Source organism: Paraburkholderia nemoris (genome assembly GCF_905221015.1).
GTDB classification, from domain to species: domain Bacteria; phylum Pseudomonadota; class Gammaproteobacteria; order Burkholderiales; family Burkholderiaceae; genus Paraburkholderia; species Paraburkholderia nemoris.
In genome coordinates, this window is record NZ_CAJNBO010000006.1 from 85254 (window position 1) to 104139 (window position 18886).

Sequence of the window (18886 nt, forward strand, 5' to 3'; positions counted from 1 at the left end):
GGCTCGAACAGCGGCTATCGACGTGCCGCGCTTCACGTCACGCTTTACGTCGCGCTTCCCGCCAGACATCACGCCGGACTGCTCATGCCGGGTTGCGGACCGTCGTAGCCTTCGATGATCAGAATATCCGCTGTCGAACAGCAGTCGCGCTTGGCCTTGACGAGCTCATATTCGGTCGACTCGTAGCAGGCGACGGCTGTCGCATAGTCCTGGAACTCGATCACGACGGTGCGCGCCCGGCTGTTTCCCTCTTTCACGAGGCGCTCGCCGCCGCGCACGACGAAGCGGCCTCCATATCTGGAGAACACTTCCGCGTTCGCCGTGATGTACGACTTGTAGCGCTCGAGGTCATGTACGTCGACGTGGCCGATCCAGTAACCCTTAGCCATGTCAGACGCCCTCGACGACGATGATGTTGGCCACCGCGCTGCCGAGGCGGTGCTTCATGGCCGCCTGATACTCCGGCGAGTAATAGTACGAACGTGCGTCCGCATATGACTCGAATTCCAGAATGACATTGCGCGTCAGCCCGTCGCCTTCGAGAATTTCGCAGCGTCCGCCGCGCACCAGCGATTTGGCGCCGTGGTACTTGATCGCCTCCGTGGCGGCGGCAACATAATGTTTGAAGCCTTCCGGATCGGTAACGGTAATGCTGCCAATAATGTAACCCCTGGCCATTGTGCTTTCTCCTGGTGCAGTTGCTGGTCACGCTGTTCGCGTAGCTGACTCTGGTGATTTGCGCGGACGCCGCTGGGGCGGCCTATGCATATTGAGTAGTTAACGAGTAGTTAAGGCCGGCGGAAAAGCCGCTATCAACCGCCAATCCACTATGCGTTCGGATGATGCATAGCATTGCAAATCAACATGGTCGTCACGATATCAAGTTCGCCGTGCGTGCGGATGACGATTGGCGATGCGTGGCATCTCGTTTTGACATGTCTGAATTTTTTATCCTCCGTTAGACTTCCCAGCGTCGGAAATCGAGTGTGCGATCTAACGGATTTCCGCTTTACACATTAGAAAAAACGGGGCGTCCGACCACCTCTAAATTTGTTAAGTCCACGTTAAATGATAAGGGTGACTAATTAACAATTAGTGGACGGCGTTCGTCCACACGAATGCTTTGAGTATTCCCTAACCACCGCCGTATTTATCGAGAACAGTAAATGAACGCTGTGCTATGTGGCATTGGCGGATGCATTCCGCCACGAATCGTCAGCAATGAAGAGATCTTTGGCGATAAGCGGCGCCTGTCGGACTGGATCGAAAGGATGACTGGCATCGTCGAACGCCGCATGGTGACCGGCGGGCTGTCGACGCGTGATCTGGCGATCGAGGCCGGCACCCGGGCGCTGGCGTCGGCCGGCAATCCGCCGATCGACGCGGTTGTCGTGGCAACGGCGTCGCCCGACCGGATCTGCCCGGCGGTGGCGCCAGAGGTGGCAACGCGCCTGGGCTTGGGCAAGGTGGCGGCCTATGACATCAATTCAGCGTGCAGCGGTTTCGTTTACGGCCTCGCCACGGCGTCCGGTCTGATTGCTTCAGGCATTGCGCGCCACGTGCTGTTTATCGGCGCCGAAGCATTCTCGACCATGGTCAATCCCAATGACCGGAATACCCGGCCGATCTTCGGCGACGGCGCCGGCGCGGTGGTCTTGCGCAGCGGCCACGCCGACGAGGACGGCGCGTTCGGTCCGTTCGACCTGGGAAGCGACGGCGAACTACCGGATCTGCTGTCGATCGATGCGGGCGGCTCCCGTCAGCGATCGTCGAATGGTCTCGGCCACGGCGAGCTCGCGATCGAAGACTGGTATTTGAAAATGGACGGGACGAAGGTCTACGGTCACGCGGTCGCCCGCATGACGGAATCGGCTCGCTGTGTACTCGGGAAAGCGGGCTTGGGATACGACGACGTCGCGTGGTTCGTCGGACACCAGGCCAACGTGCGGATTCTCAACACGATCGGCTACGAGCTGGGTTTTCCGAGCGACAGGATCGCCGTCAATATCGGCAAAGTTGGCAACACGGTGACGGCGTCGATTCCACTCCTGCTCACGGAGTTGGCTGCCGGCGGCAAGCTCGCCGCGAAAGACCGCATTCTGATCAGCGCATTCGGCGCCGGCCTGTCGTGGGGCTCGACCGTGATGACATGGCCGAAGCTCGAAGTGCGTGGTATCGAATGGTCGGAATCCGAAGTATCTGAAGCACAAGCCTCACAAACCTCACTAACCGAACAATCCTGATTAGGAGAATAAGTCATGAACGTGTCCATCGATTCGCTGGGAAAGGTCATCTCCGAACGATTCAAGATCGAACAGGCGCACATCGTTCCCGATGCGACGCTGGAAGCACTCGGCTTCGATTCGCTCTCCACCGTCGATCTGGTCGTTCTGCTGGAGCGCAAACTGGGTCTGAAGATCAGCGACGCCAAGGTCTATGAAATCGAAAAGATTTCGGACATCCTGGCCGTGGCCAACGGCGGCGCGTGATGGCTCCGTTTCCGGCTGCCGTTACCGGCATCGGTCTTGTGACACCCGCCGGCGTGGGCGTCGCCGATAACTGGCGGCGCGTGCTGTCCGGCGAGTCGACGGCGACCGTCGACGCCGCACTCAAAGACCTGCCCGTCGAGATTTCCTGTCGCGTTCCCGAGTTCCCGGCCGCGGATCTGGGTGTGCCCAACCCGTGGCAATGGGACCGCTTCGCGCAGTTCGCGTTGCTGGCGACGCGCGAAGCGTTGCGCGACGCCGGCCTCGAACCGAAGCAATGGAGAGACAGCAGCCGCGTCGCCGTCATCATCGGTTCGGGCGCGGGCGGAACGATGACCCTCGAAGAGCAGCACGCGATGCTGCTGAGCGAAGGCGCGGACGACGTGTCGGCGCTCACGTTGCCGATGGGTCTGCTCAACATGGCCGCCGGTCAGGTCGCGATTGCGATCGGCGCACGGGGACCGTGCTTCGCGCCTTGTTCCGCGTGCGCGTCCGGCGCATCGGCGATCGGCCTGGGCAAGGAGTTGCTGCGCAGCGGCGCGGCGGATGTCGTGATTGCGGGAGGCACGGAAGCGCCGATCACGCGTTTTTATGTGTCGGCTTTTGCGCGCATGCGGGCACTGTCGCGCAACACGGACGCACGTATCGCGTCGCGCCCGTTCGACGCCACCCGCGACGGCTTCGTGATCGGCGAGGGGGCCGGCATTGTCGTGCTGGAATCGGAAGAGCACGCCCGCAGTCGTGGCGCGCGTGTTCGTAGCCGGGTGCTGGGCTACGGCGCGTCGGCGGACGCCCACCATCTGACCTCGCCACACCCCGAGGGTCTCGGCGCGACGCTGGCCATGAAAGCCGCGTTGCGCGATGCGGGGCTCGAGCCGTCCGCCATCGGTTACGTCAATGCCCACGGCACCTCGACGCAAGGCAACGACGTCGTGGAATCGACGGCGATTCGCGAACTGTTCGGTGCGCGTGTGCCGGTCAGTTCGACGAAGGGTGTGACCGGCCACCTGCTCGGTGCGGCCGGGGCCATCGAGGCGGCCTATGCGGCGCTCGCGGCGGAACAAGGCAGCGCGCCACCTACGGCCAATCTCAAGACGCCCGATCCGAAGATCGATCTGGATCTCATCCATGGAGCGCCACGAAAGCTGGACAGGCGAGTTGCCCTTTCCAATTCGTTCGGCTTCGGCGGACAGAACGCGTCGCTTATTTTCGGTGCGTAACGCGCACTCATTACGAACACAGCCAGGGGACCTTATGTCAACGGTATCAGCCTTGAGAGTGGATCAGGCTTCTCTAACCACGCGTGAAGAACTGCTCGGAATCGTCTTCGATGGAAATTACGAGAGCGTGCACCAGGACGTCCGGGAGCTCCTGTTCGATCCGATCTTTGCGCATCGCTCCAATCTGACGCTGAGCCAGGCCGGCCGTCTGTCCTACGAGCGCAGCCGGGCGCTGCATCGCAAGCTCGAAAAGCCGCTCGACATTCTGCGCAACCCGTTGCGTCTCTATGCGTTGGCCGAGTGGTGCGGGCTGCTGGACGTGTCGTGCTTTTCCCTGGTGATGGTGCATTACAACCTGAGCGTGGGGACGGTCTACGACCACGGCCAGGATCGCGACGATATCGCCGATTACGTGGACGAGATGAATTCGCTGGCGTCGTTCAGCCCGTATATGGCAACGGAACTCGGCTACGGCAACAACCTGGCCGCGCTTCGCACCGAGGCGGTCTACGACCACGCTTCGCAGACGTTCGTGTTGAACACGCCGGATCCGCTCGCGCAAAAGTTCATGTCGTATAGCGGTTTCGGCGACATTCCGAAGATCGCTGTCGTGATGGCGCGGCTCAAGGTGGACGGCGCCGACTACGGCGTGTTCCCCTTCCTCGTCCGTCTCTCAACGGAACAAGGCCTGTGCGAAGGGATCCGCGCGGTGTCTTGCCCGGAAAAGCCGGTCCAGGGGCTCGATAACGGACTGACCTGGTTCGACCACGTGCGCATTCCCGCGCGCAACATCCTGCTGGGCGACGTCGCCGAGATCACCGCGGAAGGCAAGTTCAAACCTGTGATCGCGAATCCGCGTACCCGTTTTCACCGCGCGCTGTCGCGCATCATTCCGGGGCGTCTGTGCGTATCCAGTGCGGCGACCGCGTTGGGCCGCGCAAGCGTCTATATCGCGTTGCGCTACGCGCAGCAGCGTCTGACCAACGCGCCCGGCAACGACGACGTGGCGATCATCGAATTCCGCAGCCATCAACTGTCGACGTTTACCGCGCTGGCCAAGGCCTACGCGTTGACGCTCTTTGCCAACTACGTGAAGCGCGAATACGTGGGGCAGATCGAGCGTCCGTCGGCGAAGGTGCTCAACCTCATCAACATCGTGAAGGCGGTCGCGACCTGGGAGATGGACGGGGTCGTCAACCTGTGCCGCGAGCGTTGCGGCGCCCAGGGCATTTTCAGCATCAATCGCATCATCGACTTTGGCACGCTGCTGCCCGGCGTCGTCACCGCCGAGGGCGACAACCAGGTGCTGCTCGCCGCGACGGCCGCCCAGATGCTGGCCCAGCCGTGGAGCGAGCGTGTCCCGGCGCCGCATCAGCATGCCGGCAGCGATCTGACCGATTGCGCGCGGCTGGTTGAGTTGCTCCTTTTCCGAGAGCACAAGCTGTGGACGGCGGCACGCGAACAGAAGGAAGCGTCCGAGGACAAGGGCTATTTCGGTGCGTGGAACGACGTCATCAACAGCGGCATCGAGATGGCGCGGCTGCACGGCATCCGCAACGCTTTGCAGTGCCTGCACAAGGCTGCCGCCGAGGCGGAGAACGCGGAGGTCGGCGCTGCGCTGAACCTGCTCGGTGCGCTGTTCGGGCTGAGCGAACTGCAACGCAACACGGGCTGGTATCTGGCGCATGGCGTCATCAGCAGCGAGCAGGTTCTGGCGTTGCCGGCGGTGCTGGATGCGCTCTGCGTCGCGCTGCGCGACCACGTGCCGATGCTGCTCGAGGGTTTCGCGCTGACGCCGGAACTGTTGCGCGCGCCGATCGCGTACGACGACTACGCCACCGAGTTCTGCCGCCAGGTCAACGCCGGGGCGCAGTAAAGCGGATGGCCATTCGAACCGAGACTGGAGAGTGAGTGATGGCGGTGCATGTTTACCCATGTCCTATTCGTTGGTCCGATATGGATGTCTACGGCGTGGTCAACAACGTGTCGTTTCTTCGGCTGCTCGAAGAGGCGCGCGTGGATCTGATCTGGAGGCTGGGGGCGCAGAACGGCGATGCTTTTTTTAGCGGCGGCTCGGTTGTCGTGAGTCATGCGATTTCCTACAGGAGCCCGTTGGTGCACCAGCATTCGCCGGTCGATATTCATATGTGGGTGTCGGAGATTCGCGCGGCCTCGGTGACGATCGACTACGAGATCAAGGACGACGAAACCGTCTACGCGGTCGCATCGACGACGATGGCGCCTTATAGCTACGAGGGGCGTCATCTCCGTCGTATCGATGCACGGGAAGAGGCCTTTCTGGAGCGCTTCTTCGAAGATCGCCGGGCGATCAAGGTATAGGGGCCGACTATGCGTTTGCTTCGAGTGGGGCAGCCGGGGAGCGAGCTGCCATGCGCGGTCGGCCCGGACGGCGTGGTTCGCGATGTGTCGGGTTGGGTGGACGACTGGGCCGGGGACAACCTCGATCCTGAGGCAATCGGGATCCTGACGCGCAAGGTCGAGCAGGAAGCTCACCTGCTGCCCGCCGTCGATCTGAGCGGTCGGCGCATCGGGCCGCCGGTGCGTCCGCAACAGATCATTTCCATTGGTCTGAACTACCGCCGCCATGCTGCCGAAGTCGGCATGGCGGTGCCGGAGGAACCGATCGTCTCGACGAAGGCTTGCAATGCGCTCGCCGGCCCGTACGACGATCTGTTGATTCCGCCGGGCGCGCTCAAGACCGATTGGGAAGTCGAACTGGGCGTCGTGATCGGCCGACGGGTGCAGTATCTGGCGTCGCCGGCCGAGGCGAACCAGTACATCGCCGGATATTGCACGGCAAACGACATCTCGGAGCGCAGCTGGCTGTTGGAGCGCGGCGGGCAATGGTTCAAGGGCAAGTCGTTCCCGTCGTTCGCGCCGCTCGGTCCGTATCTGGTCACGGCGGACGAAATCCGCGATCCGAACGAGCTGCAACTGACCTGTCGTGTCAACGGGCAGCTCATGCAGGACGACAACACGGGCGATATGGTGTTCGACGTCGCGGAGCTGGTGCATTACCTGAGCCGCTTCATGGTGCTGGAACCCGGCGACGTGATCTTGACGGGCAGCCCGGGCGGCATGGCGATCAGCCGGCCCGAAAAGCCCTATCTTCGGCCGGGCGACATCGTGGAGACGGAGATCGCCGGGCTGGGCGCGCAGCGGCAGCATTGCCGCCAACCTCGATAGACAAGGAAGGTGTCAACGAATGAATAATAATCAAGATTCCGAATCATTGGGTGAATTCGGTTCGCACGAAGCACGGACGCGCAAGCGCCCTCTGCCGGCGCAGATGCTGGAAGAACTGGTCGCGCGATTCGGCACGCAGGTGTCGACCGCGATGGCCGTTCGCGAACAACACGGCCGCGACGAGTCGCCGTTTGTCGACGTAACGGCGCCCGACGCGGTCGTGTTCGCGCTGAACACGCGCGATGTGGCCGACGTCCTCGCGCTGGCGTCGCGTTTCGAGGTGCCGGTGATTCCGTTCGGCGCGGGCTCGTCGGTCGAAGGCCATCTGCTCGCAGTGCAGGGCGGCGTTAGTCTCGACGTCAGCGGCATGAACCAGGTGCTCGCCATCGACACCGACGATCTGACGGTGACCGTGCAGCCGGGCGTCACGCGCAAGCAACTCAATCAGGCGCTCAAAGGCACCGGATTGTTCTTCCCGGTCGACCCCGGCGCCGATGCATCGATCGGCGGCATGTGCGCGACGCGCGCCAGCGGCACGAATGCGGTGCGTTACGGGACGATGCGCGAGAACGTGCTGGCGCTGCAAGTGGTGACGGCGTCGGGCGAAATCATTCGTACCGGCACGCGCGCCAAGAAAAGCAGTGCCGGTTACGACCTGACGCGACTCATGGTCGGCAGCGAAGGCACGCTCGGCGTCATGACGGAAATCACGCTGCGCGTCCACCCGTTGCCGGAAGCCGAGTGCGCGGCGGTGTGTTCGTTTCCGTCGATCGAACACGCGGTGCGCACGGCGATCCAGATCGTTCAGGCGGGCATCCCGATCGCGCGGATGGAGCTGATCGACGCCAACAGTGTCCGCATGGTCAACGCCTACAGCGGACTGCGTTTGCCTGAAGAGCCGATGCTGCTCATGGAGTTTCACGGCACGACGCATGGCGTGACGGAGCAGGCCGAAACCGTCCGCTCGATTGCCGACGAATTCGGCGGCGGTTCGTTCGAATGGGCGACCAGTACCGAGGATCGGTCGCGTCTCTGGAGCGCGCGTCATCACGTGTATTTCGCGGCGATTCAGACGAAGCCGGGTTGCCGGGCGGTCAGTACCGACGCCTGTGTGCCCATCAGCCGTTTGGCGCAGTGCCTGCTGGAATCCGTCGAAGAAGCGAATGCCACGGGTTTGCCGTACTTCCTGGTCGGGCACGTGGGCGACGGCAACTTCCACTTCGGTTACCTGATCGATCCGGAGTCGTCCGAAGAGCGCGCCACGGCGGAATCGTTGAACAGAAAGCTGGTCGCGCGAGCGATACGCCTCGACGGCACCTGCACGGGCGAACACGGGATCGGCATGCACAAGATGGACTTTCTGGTGCAGGAAGCGGGCCTCGGGGCCGTCGAGATGATGCGGGCCATCAAGCGCACGCTGGACCCCAGGAACATTTTGAATCCCGGCAAGGTTTTGCACGGCCATGCACACCAGAGCGCCGTTTCTGAATCTGAAGATTACGCCGGGCAAGCGCGGACGCCGTTGCCTCTAACTGCCTGAATGCAGCACGCGCCGCTTATCGTGCGTGGCGCGTGACACTCATCCTGGGATGCTCGAGCTTTGAATACGCAAAACGAAATCCATCAAGAAAGCGACGGCGCGCGCACCGTCGAACGGCCCGTCGCTTTCGTCACCGGCGGCTCGCGGGGAATCGGCGCGGCGGTGGTCCGCGAATTGGTGCGTCGCGGTTATCGCGTCTGTTTCACATACCTGAGCAATGCGCAAGCGGCAGCGGAGCTGGTGCTCGAGTTCGACGAAACGAAGGTCCTGGCAATCAAGGCGGATGCGCGGGACAGCGATGCGATCAGCGCGGCAGTGGCTCAGTGTCTCGCGCATTTCGGCGGGCTGGATGTACTGGTCAATAACGCCGGCGTGAAAAAGGACCGCGGTGTCACCGCATTGAGCGCCGACGATTGGCGTTACGTGCTGGGCGCCAACCTCGACAGTTCGTTCTATAGCTGCAAGTCCGTCATACCGCATTTCCTCGAACAGCGGCGCGGCGCGATCGTCAATATCGCTTCCGTCGCGGGGATGATCGGCGTGCCGGGACAAACGAACTACTGCGCCAGCAAGGCGGGTCTGATCGGCTTGACTCGCGCGCTGGCTGCCGAGTGCGCGTCGCGAGGCGTTCGCGTCAACGCCGTGGCGCCCGGCTACATCGTGACGGACATGACGCAATCGCTGGGCGAGCGGCGGCTCGACGCCGCCGCGGACAGCATTCCGATGCGCCGTTTAGGAACGCCCGACGAGGTCGCCAGAACCGTCGCCTTTCTGGCCTCCGACGACGCGTCGTACATCACCGGCCAGGTGCTGGTCGTGGATGGCGGGCTGATCTCGTAGTTTCCCTTTTGCCTGATTCCGGCTCCTCGTCCCCGCAGTCGGCATGTCGATGCCGTGGCGCGATGGCGAGGCCCGTGATCGGTTATTCAGAATAGAAGGATATCTTCGTGAACAAGAAACTCTGTCTCGGTGCATTCATGCGCCCAATCAGCTTGCATACCGCATGGTGGCGGCACCCGAACGCGGCACCGCAGGCGAATTTCGATTTTCCGATCATCAAGGATCTGGTCCGGAAACTGGAAGACGCCTGTTTCGACGCGGTGTTTCTGGCGGACCATCTCGCGGTGATGAACATGCCGACGAACGCGTTGAAGCGCAGCGGTACGATCACCTCGTTCGAACCGCTGACCTTGCTGTCGGCGCTTGCCGCGTGCACGACGAACATCGGCCTGATCGCGACCGGCACGACGAGTTACGAAGAGCCTTATCTCACCGCGCGCCGGTTTGCTTCGCTGGATCATTTGAGCAGCGGGCGCGCCGGATGGAACATCGTGACGACCGTCAATACCGAAGCGGCCTACAACTTCGGACTTGAATCCGCGCGGCTGCATGCGGAGCGCTATGAGCGGGCCGGCGAATTCTTCAAGGTGGTGACCGGCCTGTGGGACGGCTGGGCCGACGACGCGCTGCTGATGGACAAGGAAAGCGGCATCTTCTTCGATCCGGAGAAGATCAAACCGCTGAATCACAAAGGCAAGTATTTTTCCGTGAAGGGGCCGTTGAACATTGCGCGACCGGTACAAGGCTGGCCGGTCATCGCCTTGGCGGGTGCGTCGGATGCCGCACGTCAGATGGCGGCCGAGTCGGCCGACCTGGTGTTCGGCAATGCCAGGACGATCGAGACCGCGCGCAGCTTCTACAAGGACGTCAAGACGCGCGCCATCGCGGCGGGGCGAAATCCCGATCATCTGAAGATCTTGCCGGCCAATCAGGTGTACGTTGCGGCGACGCGTGAAGAGGCTTATCGCAAGAAGCAGGTCATGGACGACCTCGTGCACGTCGATAGCAATCTCCCCAATCTTTCGCTCAAGCTCGGCGTGGACGTCAGCGGCTTCGATCTCGACAAGCCGCTTCCGGACATTCCGGAAACCGAGCAAAGCAAAGGTCATCAGAGAGAGTGGATCGCGCTTGCGCAACGCGAAGGCTTGACCGTGCGCGAGCTGGCCAAACGGGCGGCCGGATCGGGCATCGGGGAAATGATCGGCACGCCGTCGGAAGTCGCGGATCAGATGGAGGAATGGCTGCTAACGGAAGCCTGCGACGGTTTCATGATGGTGTTTCATTCGGCCCCGGACGGCTACGACGACTTCACCAGCATGGTCGTGCCGGAACTGCAAAGGCGCGGACTGTTCCGCACACGTTACGAAGGCGGCACCTTGCGGGACACGATCGGTCTGCCGCGTCCGGACAGTCGCGTCGATTGACGGGCGCCACGGCGAGCGTGGAAAACCGCGCCCCGAACGACGTCGCCAATCGCGACACCGTTCGGGGCGTGCCGATGAATCTTCGACGAGCCGTCATCACGGCTCGTCCAGCAAGACCGTACCTGCGATGAAACATCCCAAACTCTATTACTGCCCCGGCCACATGTCGTTCGCGTCGCATGTGATTCTGACCGAGATCGGCAAGCCGTTCGAGGCCATCACCGTGTCGGTCAAGGACGGCGCGACCCAATCGCCCGAATTCAAGCGCATCAATCCGAAAGGCAAGATTCCGGTCCTGGACACCGGCTCGGAAATTCTCACGGAATCGGCCGCCATTCTGTATTACCTCGCGCTCACGAACCCCGAGTGCAGGCTGGTGCCGGACTCCGCGATGGGCGTGTCGCGGGCCATCGAATGGACCAATTGGTTGAGCACCATTCTGGCCGGCCCGGTGGGGCAGCACGTGCGTCCCGAACGCTTTACAAACGAGGAGCACGCGAGACCGGGCGTGAAGGAAAAGGGCACGGAAAACCTGCTGATCGCCTACGCGGAGATCAACGACCGGCTCGCGGGGCAGGAATGGGCATTGGGCGACTGCTATTCGATCGTCGATCCGACCTTGCTGATTTTCTTCAAGTGGGGCAATCAGCTGAAGCTGGACATGAGCCAGTTCGGCCATTGGTGCGAGCACGCCAAACGAATGGAACGGCGCCCTGCCGTTCAGGCCGCGCTCGCTGCCGAGAACATCTCGATCTGGTAACGGCGTCGTCGGAAGCGCTCTTTTGATTAATTGCGTGGTGGCGTCGCGTCACCCGTCATAAGGATAGTCATGTCGGTCAATCTAGAAGCGGATAACGATTCCGTCGTCCTCGGCGAGTCGCCAGCGGAAGCGGGAACACGGCGGGTGATCGACAGCCCGCACCTGCATAAATTGCAGCGGCGGCATTTCCTGCTGTTCGGCGTGGGGCCCGCTCTCGGTACGCTCTGCGCGTTGCTGCTGCTGTTTTTCCGTCCGATCGGCGCGCCGGAAATCGTTGCGCTGTTCGTGATGTGGGCCGTCACCGGCTTGTGCGTGTCGGCGGGCTTTCACCGGCTGTTCGCTCATAAGTCCTACGAGACGGGGCCGATCGTGCGCAGCCTGATCGCTATCTGCGGATCGATGGCGGGGCAGGGGAGCGTATTCGCGTGGATCGCGATTCATCGACGACATCACGAGTGCTCCGACCGCGAGGGCGACCTGCATTCGCCGAACCTCGCGGGACCCGGGTTGCGCGGCAAGTTGAAGGGGCTGCTCCATGCGCATCTGACATGGATGATCGCGCATCCTTTTCCCAATGTGAGCCAGTACGCACCGGACCTCATGCGTGACGACCGCATGGTGTTCGTGAACCGTCACTACCGGAAATGGGTTGTGCTCGGACTCGTGATTCCGGCACTCGGCTGCGCCCTGTACGAGCACTCGTGGTGGGGCTTGCTCACGGGATTTTTGTGGGGCGGCATGGTCCGCATGTTCGTGCTGGCTCACGGCATGTGGTCACTAAACTCGTTCTGCCATCTGCTCGGCAAGCGCCGCTTTGAGACATCGGACGGCAGTCGAAACCTGGCGTGGCTCGCGCCGTTCATCTTCGGCGAGTCATGGCATCACAATCACCACGCGTTTCCGCGCTCCGCCTCGTTCGGTTTGGCCTGGTATCGGATCGACCCCGGCTTCTGGTTCATCCGGCTGCTCGGTGGACTGCGCCTCGCACGCAACATTCAGGTTCCGTCGGCTCAACAGATCGCGCAGCGCACCGCGCGCTGATGTTCTCTATCCGGCGCTCGCACTCTCGCATGGGTACGAGCGCCGGATTCGGCGCTTCGAAGGGTTGACGATTGTGACGGCTTAGGCGGCGAGCGCGGCGACGACCGCATCGCCCATTTCGTTCGTGCCGACCTTGCGAGTGCCGGCTTCCCAGATGTCCGCGGTGCGCAGGCCCTGCGCCAGGACACGCTCCACCGCTGCCTCGATGCGATCGGCGCCGGCCGGCAGGTTCAATGAATAGCGCAGCATCATCGCCGCCGACAGGATGGTCGCCAGCGGATTCGCAATGTCTTGGCCCGCGATGTCAGGCGCGGAACCATGCGACGGCTCGTACAAGCCCTTGCCGTTCGCATCCAGCGACGCCGACGGCAACATGCCGATCGAACCCGTCAGCATCGCCGCCTCGTCCGACAGGATGTCGCCGAACAGATTGCCGGTGACGATCACGTCGAACGATTTCGGCGCCCTCACCAGTTGCATCGCCGCGTTGTCGACATACGTGTGCGACAGCTCGACGTCCGGATACGCCGCGCTCGTCTTGATCACGATGTCGCGCCAGAATTGCGACGTTTCGAGCACGTTGGACTTGTCCACATTGCACAGACGCTTGCTGCGTCTGCGCGCCGCCTGGAAAGCGACGTGCGCGACGCGCGCGATTTCCGGCTCGCTGTAGCGCATCGTGTCGAAGCCCTCGCGGCTGCCCTCGAAAGGACCATCTGGCGCCACGCGCACCCCGCGTGGCTGACCGAAATACACGTCGCCGGTCAGGTCGCGGATGAGCAGAATGTCCAGCCCCGAAACGATTTCCGGTTTGAGCGACGACGCGCCGGCCAGTTCCGGGTACAACCTGGCCGGACGCAGGTTGGCGAACAGCGCCAGGTGTTTGCGCAGACCGAGGATCGCCTGCTCGGGGCGCAGCGGGCGTTCGAGCTTGTCATATTGCCAGTCGCCCACGGCGCCGAGCAGGATGGCGTCGGCCGAGCGGGCCAGTGCGAGTGTCCGTTCGGGCAACGGATGGCCATGCGCCGCGTAGCCGGCACCGCCTACGGGTGCTTCTTCCAGCGTGAAGGGTTGGTCCAGCGCCTCGAGCACCTTGACGGCTTGCTTGACGATTTCGGGACCAATACCGTCGCCCGGTAAAACGGCGATTTTCATGCTCATGTAATTTAGCCTTGTCGAATTGAAAGGAGGGCTCGCCCACGGTCGCGGAGATGTGCGGGTGGGCTTGCGCAGGCGGGTGTCGCCACGCATTGAGTCGTGCTGTCGAGACGGGTCTTTCGCATGCCTGCCTGGCGCAGACAATATACGAGAACGCTTGCCCGATCGAAGTGACGTCTGAGCATGGCAAGCCTCTCGATTCGAGAGCGAAACGCTGGCGGGGTCCGGCTATTGCCGTGTATGAGCCGTCTAATGGCGGTGCGGGCTCAATCCGGCCGCTCGCGTTGAATCAGAAAGTTTGCGAGCGTGGCCGCCGTGGCGCTCAATTGTTCTCGTCCGTAGGAAATCAGAAAGAGCTGGCGCGACGCCCAGGGTTCGACGAGCGGGCGCAGCACGACGTCGAGCGTATCGACGTAAAGCTCGCCGACGTGTTGAGGCACGATGGTGATGCCGAGGCCGACGTGAACCATGCGGCACTGGGCATCCAGACTATGCACGCGGATTCTCGTGTTCAGCGCGCCGCCGAGCGCGGCGCTTTCCCGTTCCAGTAATTGCATCAGCGCGCTTTCGCGTTGCAAACCGACGAAATTTTCCGCGAGCAGTTCCGCGAGGCGCAAGTGACTGGCTTCGGCGAGGCGATGGTGCTTCGGCAGCATGACGAACAGCCGGTCGGTGCGGTAGGGCAGACTTTCGAACTGCTCGATGCCGCAGACCGCGTTGCAGATGCCGAAGTCGGCCGCGCGCTCGGCCATCGCGCGGACGGCTTCCGCGCTGCTCTGTTCTTCGAGTTCGATATCGACATCGGGAAACAGGCGCCCGAATGCAGCGATGTCCTCCGGCAGGAACTGGACAATGGAAGAAAGATTGGCGACCACCCGCACCTTGCCCTTGGCGCCCGAATAGAACTGCGACAACTCCGCGCTCAGTACTTCGATGTTACTGGCAATCGCGAGCGCACTGCGGCGCACGGCGTCGCCCGCCGGTGTCACGCTGATACCGCGCGCGTGGCGCTGGATGAGCGGCAAGCCGACCAGCGCTTCGATTTCGGCAACTCGCCGGCTGACTGCGGACGGCGTGATGAATTCGCGCTCGGCGGCACGCGCGATATTTTTTTCCTGGCAGACAGCGACGAACAAGCGTAGGGAAATCAAGTCGAGCTTTCTGATCAAATTTTCCATAGTAACTTTCGCAGAGTGTCCAAAAGACTCATTCGACTGTCGAAGCCCCGCCGGAAAGCGCGCACTTGCCCGGCCATCGCCGTGAGGCTGGCCGCGCGGGGCAATTGAGGCGGTGATGCGGGCCGGAGGGGTGGCCGGCGGGAGAGGTCGTGTCGGACGATAGTCGATACGACGCGTGGCGACCCTGAGGCGCTTTTGACGCCGGTCGCCGTGCGCGCAACGAATCGGCGGGTTCGGTTTAACCCGCCATTGACGCTGCGCGAATGAATATCAACAACGTGAGTCCGCAACGGATGAATGAGCTTTCATTCCGGCGACGGACCAGGGTTTATTCCAACGGATATATCTGAGCCTGCTCAACGCGAACGGCGCTGTCCTTCGTTTTGAAACCGATTTACGCCGCGGCGTCGCATCGATCTCCTGCGATGCGCGATTAAATTACGAATGTATTACTTTTTATTTAATCTTTGCTTCCGAAATGCTTGCGAAGAGGGTGCTGCCGGCCAGCCTCGTGGCGACTGCCGGGGAGACAGCCGCGAGTGTCCTCATGCAATAATCGCCCGAAATGTTAATTTCACACTTATTAAAGATATCGATTTTTCTGAGTTAGTAATCTGTTAATGCCTGAAGGGCGGCGTGCTGGTGTGTTGATGTATTGAGGTTTTGGCGCGAGCAATATAATGTTATTTATGACTTATTTCGGCATAGTCTAAGTCATTTATTTTGAAAAAACAACGGAAGCCGGGCTTTATGCTTTTTGGCGGTATTGGCACGTTGGCCGCGGCGGTTGCATAAGACTGGGTGATGAAGAATGCAAAATCGCTTTATACAGTGAAGGAACCACGTCGGCACTAACCCAGGAGAGGCGGCAATTCGTTCTTCAGGAAATCGACGAAGGCGCGTACCGCAGGCATCATTCCGCGGCGCGTCGGAAACAGCACGGCCAATCGCCCCTCCCGCGAGCGAAATTCCGGCAGTACCAGGCTCAAAGTCCCCCTTTCGATTTCGCGCGTGCAGGCATAGAGAGGCAGGCTTGCGATGCCCATTCCTGCCAGCGCGGCTTCCTTCAGCGCCGCGATATTGTCGCTCTGCAGGCGGGGCTGAATCGTCTGTGTGGAAGCGTCGCCGTTCGCGTCGATCAGGCGCAATACGCTCACTGGCCTGCTGATCGACTCGTAGATCAACAGATCGTCGCGAGGCAGCGCATCCGGCTTACCAATCGTCCCGGTCTCCGCCAGATACACGGGGCTCGCCACCAACCCCCAGCGCACCGTGCCCAGCGGCGCCTGGACCAGGCTGGAAAGCTCCACGTCAAAACCGAGGCCGCGTATCACCACGTCGACATGTTCTTCGAGAAGGTCGACCTGTCGATTACTGGCTTCGATTGCCAGCCGGACCTTCGGGTAGCGCAACATGAAGCGGGGCAGCAACCTGGCCAGCACGATGTCTGTAATCGCGACGGACATGCTGGCCCGCACCAGGCCAGAGGGCTCGGCGGTCCGCCGTCGAACCGCTTCCTCGCCGGCCTGCGCTTCAGCAATCATGGCCCGGCAATGCGCGTACAGCTCTTCGCCGGCGTCGGTCAGGCTAAGCCGGCGTGAGGTTCGGTGAAGCAGCCGGACGCCGAGCTTGGCTTCCAGATCGGTGATCCGGCGGGAGATATGGGATTTGCTTACGCCAAGCGCCTCTCCTGCCGCGGTAAAACCGTGGTGCTCGATCACCTGAGCAAAGAGATAGAGGTCGTTCAGGTCAGAAGAGACGGGGTTCATCCGACGTCCGGTTTTCGTTGGGTTGGTCTATAGATCGTTTCCTCTGGGAAACGACAGGTTGAGAAATACCATATTTATCGATTGTCGTTGCGCAAATATGATTCATCTCAACCCGGCGCAGATGTGCACCGGACGGTCCGGCAGGACGGTTCTACGTCGTTGCCGCATCCAAAATGCCAACGTTAATCAAGACCATGAAAATCCTTAATCTCCTGAAAGCTGTCGTTCTTCCCCTGGCGATCGTCGCCACCTCTGCCGCCACGATCCAGACGGCCAGCGCAGCGCCCGCGACGAACGCAGTCGCTCCGTCGGGCGCACCGTACTCGTTGCTGTCGCGGGACAACACGGTGCTCGTGCTGGTTGACCACCAGGTTGGCCTGTTCACCGGCGTGCGTGACATCGATACTGGTGAGCTCAAGCATAACGTCGTGGCGCTCGCCAAAGCCGCGAAGACGCTCGGCATCCCGGTCATTGTCACCGCGACGATGCCCGACGGCATGTGGGGTCCCACGATCCCTGAACTGACTGCCGCGCTTCCGGGTGTCCCGGTGATCAGCCGGACCTCGATCAACGCCTGGGACGATCCGAATGTGCGCGCCGCCATCGAGAAGACCGGCCGCAAACAGATTCTGATCGCCGGTGTTTCGCTGGAAGTGTGTGCCACGTTCCCGGCTCTGTCGCTCAAGGCTGCGGGCTACGACCCCCGCGTGGTGCTCGACGCATCGGGTACGTTTAGCGATGCCAAGCGCACGGTGGGGCTGCAGCGCCTGGCAGGTGCCGGTATTCCGGTGACCGACTACGCCACGGCTGGTGTGGAAATGCTGCACGGCAATGATGATCCGAAGGCTCAGCAGGTGTATGCCGATCTCGACATGCCGTTTGCCAACCTGGTGTGGCAGCTCAAGAACGCTTCGCGCAAGTGAGGCACCATCCGGATCCGGCGAGGGCTAACTGCGTCCTCGTCCGAACAATCACGAAGCTATCCAGACATGCAGGCCTGGATAGCTTCGGGGCTGAATGCCACGGTAAGACGGAATATCACCATGGACAAGTTTGTGCGCGTGTCGCATGTCGTTGCCGGTCACGACGTGACCATCGGCGAAGCTTTTTGGGCAAAGCGCTTCGATGAGCGATCGTTCGACGGATTGATCGATCCCGTCGTCATGCTCGATCATTTTCATATGACTGGTCTGACCTTTTCTGCGCATCCGCATGCTGGAATTTCGGCGGTGACCTACGTGTTCGAGGACGCGATAGGGGCGCATGTCAATTACGATTCGCTGGGCAATCATGGCCCCATCAATCCGGGCGCATTGCGCTGGTTTGCCGCCGGCCGCGGAGCAGTGCATACCGAACAGCCTGAAGGCGAGGAGCAGCATGTTCACGCGCTGCAGATCTTCGTGAATCTGCCGGCCAGCAAGAAATTCAACGCGCCCTATGCCGTTCATGCGGAGCCGCATGATATCCCGGAGTTCAAAGCTCCCGGTGTTCGCGTGCGTGTGGTGTCGGGCAGCAGCAATGGTGTGGGCGCCGCTCACTCTGCACAGCTACCTGAACCATTCACGCTGCTCGATGCCTTCCTTTCACGTTCATCTGCATTCATCCATGAGCTATTGCGCGGCTGGAGCGGGTTGATTTACGCCGTCTCGGGAACGCTGCGGATCGAGGTCGGAGGCGAGGTGCGACATCTGCAGGCCGGCGAGGCAGTCGGTGTTGCTTTGGATGAGGGCGCTACGGAGGGCGGCGTCGCCATTCGGCTCGTCTCTGACGAAGGCAGCCACTTTGTCATGCTTTCCGGCCCAGCCTTGAATGAACCGATTGCCAAACACGGGCCGTTCGTCATGAATTCCAATGAGCAACTTGAAGATCGCATCAGAGCTTTTCAGAACGGCGAATTTGGGCAACTCGTCACGTTGCCGTGAATGATCTGGAGCGACCGATCGCGGCACGCGAAACGCAAAGGCATCCGTGGACATCGCCGCGGTGATCCAGTTCAGTGCCGTTTCGGATTGTAGTGCCAACTGCGGCACGGACAAGCCATGCTCGAAGACGGCACCGGCATATTCGCGCTCTGCCTCGGCCGTAATCGACGTGGTAACCTGGTAAGCGTCTATCAGTTCTCCGAGAGAACGTGCATTGCACAGTGAATGCCTAATCGCCGCGCAGGGCTTTCTCATCGAACGTAGAACGAGCCTTCTCTACGTCCTTGAGGTTCTCCGCTGTCCAGACCCAAACGCCGCAAAATGCTGCGCCGAGACTCAAG

18 protein-coding genes are annotated in these 18886 nt (G+C 61.6%); 13 read left to right on the forward strand and 5 right to left on the reverse strand.

The window, feature by feature from the left end; all coding sequences use genetic code 11:
* Positions 1–68: 68 nt before the first annotated feature.
* Positions 69–389, reverse strand: coding sequence for a DUF1330 domain-containing protein (locus tag KHO33_RS11090; protein ID WP_054033691.1), 321 nt, complete (start codon positions 387–389; stop codon positions 69–71).
* 1 nt (position 390) lies between these two features.
* Positions 391–678 (reverse strand): DUF1330 domain-containing protein, encoded by a 288-nt coding sequence (locus KHO33_RS11095; RefSeq protein ID WP_054033689.1) that lies wholly within the window; start codon positions 676–678, stop codon positions 391–393.
* 488 nt (positions 679–1166) lie between these two features.
* Here KHO33_RS11095 and KHO33_RS11100 point away from each other — a divergent pair, with 488 nt between their 5' ends.
* From KHO33_RS11100 to KHO33_RS11150, 11 genes are all read left to right on the forward strand, one after another.
* Complete coding sequence (locus KHO33_RS11100; protein ID WP_200565092.1) at positions 1167–2243, forward strand: beta-ketoacyl-ACP synthase III; 1077 nt, start codon at positions 1167–1169, stop codon at positions 2241–2243.
* A 15-nt stretch (positions 2244–2258) separates the two neighbouring features.
* Positions 2259–2489: an acyl carrier protein gene (locus tag KHO33_RS11105; protein WP_054033687.1), complete on the forward strand. Its 231-nt coding sequence runs from the start codon at positions 2259–2261 to the stop codon at positions 2487–2489.
* Complete coding sequence (locus KHO33_RS11110; RefSeq protein WP_054033685.1) at positions 2489–3706, forward strand: beta-ketoacyl-[acyl-carrier-protein] synthase family protein; 1218 nt, start codon at positions 2489–2491, stop codon at positions 3704–3706. Before KHO33_RS11105 ends, KHO33_RS11110 begins: the two co-directional genes overlap by 1 nt.
* 34 nt (positions 3707–3740) lie before the next feature.
* Complete coding sequence (locus KHO33_RS11115; RefSeq protein WP_200565091.1) at positions 3741–5582, forward strand: acyl-CoA dehydrogenase family protein; 1842 nt, start codon at positions 3741–3743, stop codon at positions 5580–5582.
* Positions 5583–5620: 38 nt separating this feature from the next.
* On the forward strand, positions 5621–6046 hold the full coding sequence (locus tag KHO33_RS11120; protein ID WP_054033683.1) for an acyl-CoA thioesterase: 426 nt from the start codon (positions 5621–5623) through the stop codon (positions 6044–6046).
* A gap of 9 nt (positions 6047–6055) precedes the next feature.
* Positions 6056–6913 (forward strand): fumarylacetoacetate hydrolase family protein, encoded by an 858-nt coding sequence (locus tag KHO33_RS11125; RefSeq protein WP_200565090.1) that lies wholly within the window; start codon positions 6056–6058, stop codon positions 6911–6913.
* A 103-nt stretch (positions 6914–7016) separates the two neighbouring features.
* The gene (locus KHO33_RS11130; protein WP_234475236.1) at positions 7017–8453 is read left to right on the forward strand and encodes an FAD-binding oxidoreductase; all 1437 of its coding nucleotides are present in this window, start codon (positions 7017–7019) and stop codon (positions 8451–8453) included.
* Positions 8454–8513: 60 nt separating this feature from the next.
* Positions 8514–9293: a 3-oxoacyl-ACP reductase family protein gene (locus KHO33_RS11135; RefSeq protein ID WP_200565088.1), complete on the forward strand. Its 780-nt coding sequence runs from the start codon at positions 8514–8516 to the stop codon at positions 9291–9293.
* A 107-nt stretch (positions 9294–9400) separates the two neighbouring features.
* Positions 9401–10717 (forward strand): LLM class flavin-dependent oxidoreductase, encoded by a 1317-nt coding sequence (locus tag KHO33_RS11140; protein ID WP_054033681.1) that lies wholly within the window; start codon positions 9401–9403, stop codon positions 10715–10717.
* 127 nt (positions 10718–10844) lie between these two features.
* The gene (locus tag KHO33_RS11145) at positions 10845–11477 is read left to right on the forward strand and encodes a glutathione S-transferase family protein (protein ID WP_054033680.1); all 633 of its coding nucleotides are present in this window, start codon (positions 10845–10847) and stop codon (positions 11475–11477) included.
* A gap of 69 nt (positions 11478–11546) precedes the next feature.
* Positions 11547–12518 (forward strand): acyl-CoA desaturase, encoded by a 972-nt coding sequence (locus KHO33_RS11150; RefSeq protein WP_054033678.1) that lies wholly within the window; start codon positions 11547–11549, stop codon positions 12516–12518.
* 81 nt (positions 12519–12599) lie between these two features.
* Here KHO33_RS11150 and leuB read toward each other — a convergent pair whose 3' ends face one another.
* The 3 genes from leuB to KHO33_RS11165 all read right to left on the reverse strand — a co-directional run bounded on the left by leuB (position 12600) and on the right by KHO33_RS11165 (position 16623).
* On the reverse strand, positions 12600–13673 hold the full coding sequence (leuB, locus tag KHO33_RS11155; protein WP_200565125.1) for a 3-isopropylmalate dehydrogenase: 1074 nt from the start codon (positions 13671–13673) through the stop codon (positions 12600–12602).
* A gap of 269 nt (positions 13674–13942) precedes the next feature.
* On the reverse strand, positions 13943–14854 hold the full coding sequence (locus KHO33_RS11160) for a LysR family transcriptional regulator (RefSeq protein WP_054033676.1): 912 nt from the start codon (positions 14852–14854) through the stop codon (positions 13943–13945).
* Between the two features lie 851 nt (positions 14855–15705).
* Positions 15706–16623 carry a LysR substrate-binding domain-containing protein gene (locus tag KHO33_RS11165; RefSeq protein WP_200565087.1) on the reverse strand — a complete coding sequence of 306 codons (918 nt, stop codon included), beginning with the start codon at positions 16621–16623 and terminating at the stop codon, positions 15706–15708.
* Between the two features lie 194 nt (positions 16624–16817).
* Here KHO33_RS11165 and KHO33_RS11170 point away from each other — a divergent pair, with 194 nt between their 5' ends.
* Both KHO33_RS11170 and KHO33_RS11175 read left to right on the forward strand, forming a co-directional pair.
* On the forward strand, positions 16818–17546 hold the full coding sequence (locus KHO33_RS11170) for an isochorismatase family protein (protein ID WP_054033672.1): 729 nt from the start codon (positions 16818–16820) through the stop codon (positions 17544–17546).
* A 120-nt stretch (positions 17547–17666) separates the two neighbouring features.
* Complete coding sequence (locus KHO33_RS11175; RefSeq protein ID WP_200565086.1) at positions 17667–18545, forward strand: pirin family protein; 879 nt, start codon at positions 17667–17669, stop codon at positions 18543–18545.
* Positions 18546–18886: the final 341 nt, after the last annotated feature.

Coding starts and splice junctions, on each gene's coding strand:
- KHO33_RS11145 (WP_054033680.1), top strand. CDS start 10,845: ATGAAACATCCCAAACTCTATTACTGCCCCGGCCACATGTCGTTCGCG.
- KHO33_RS11160 (WP_054033676.1), bottom strand. CDS start 14,854: ATGGAAAATTTGATCAGAAAGCTCGACTTGATTTCCCTACGCTTGTTC.
- KHO33_RS11100 (WP_200565092.1), top strand. CDS start 1,167: ATGAACGCTGTGCTATGTGGCATTGGCGGATGCATTCCGCCACGAATC.
- KHO33_RS11150 (WP_054033678.1), top strand. CDS start 11,547: ATGTCGGTCAATCTAGAAGCGGATAACGATTCCGTCGTCCTCGGCGAG.
- KHO33_RS11170 (WP_054033672.1), top strand. CDS start 16,818: ATGAAAATCCTTAATCTCCTGAAAGCTGTCGTTCTTCCCCTGGCGATC.
- KHO33_RS11175 (WP_200565086.1), top strand. CDS start 17,667: ATGGACAAGTTTGTGCGCGTGTCGCATGTCGTTGCCGGTCACGACGTG.
- KHO33_RS11115 (WP_200565091.1), top strand. CDS start 3,741: ATGTCAACGGTATCAGCCTTGAGAGTGGATCAGGCTTCTCTAACCACG.
- KHO33_RS11125 (WP_200565090.1), top strand. CDS start 6,056: ATGCGTTTGCTTCGAGTGGGGCAGCCGGGGAGCGAGCTGCCATGCGCG.
- KHO33_RS11120 (WP_054033683.1), top strand. CDS start 5,621: ATGGCGGTGCATGTTTACCCATGTCCTATTCGTTGGTCCGATATGGAT.
- KHO33_RS11095 (WP_054033689.1), bottom strand. CDS start 678: ATGGCCAGGGGTTACATTATTGGCAGCATTACCGTTACCGATCCGGAA.
- KHO33_RS11165 (WP_200565087.1), bottom strand. CDS start 16,623: ATGAACCCCGTCTCTTCTGACCTGAACGACCTCTATCTCTTTGCTCAG.
- KHO33_RS11105 (WP_054033687.1), top strand. CDS start 2,259: ATGAACGTGTCCATCGATTCGCTGGGAAAGGTCATCTCCGAACGATTC.
- KHO33_RS11130 (WP_234475236.1), top strand. CDS start 7,017: ATGCTGGAAGAACTGGTCGCGCGATTCGGCACGCAGGTGTCGACCGCG.
- leuB (WP_200565125.1), bottom strand. CDS start 13,673: ATGAAAATCGCCGTTTTACCGGGCGACGGTATTGGTCCCGAAATCGTC.
- KHO33_RS11090 (WP_054033691.1), bottom strand. CDS start 389: ATGGCTAAGGGTTACTGGATCGGCCACGTCGACGTACATGACCTCGAG.
- KHO33_RS11110 (WP_054033685.1), top strand. CDS start 2,489: ATGGCTCCGTTTCCGGCTGCCGTTACCGGCATCGGTCTTGTGACACCC.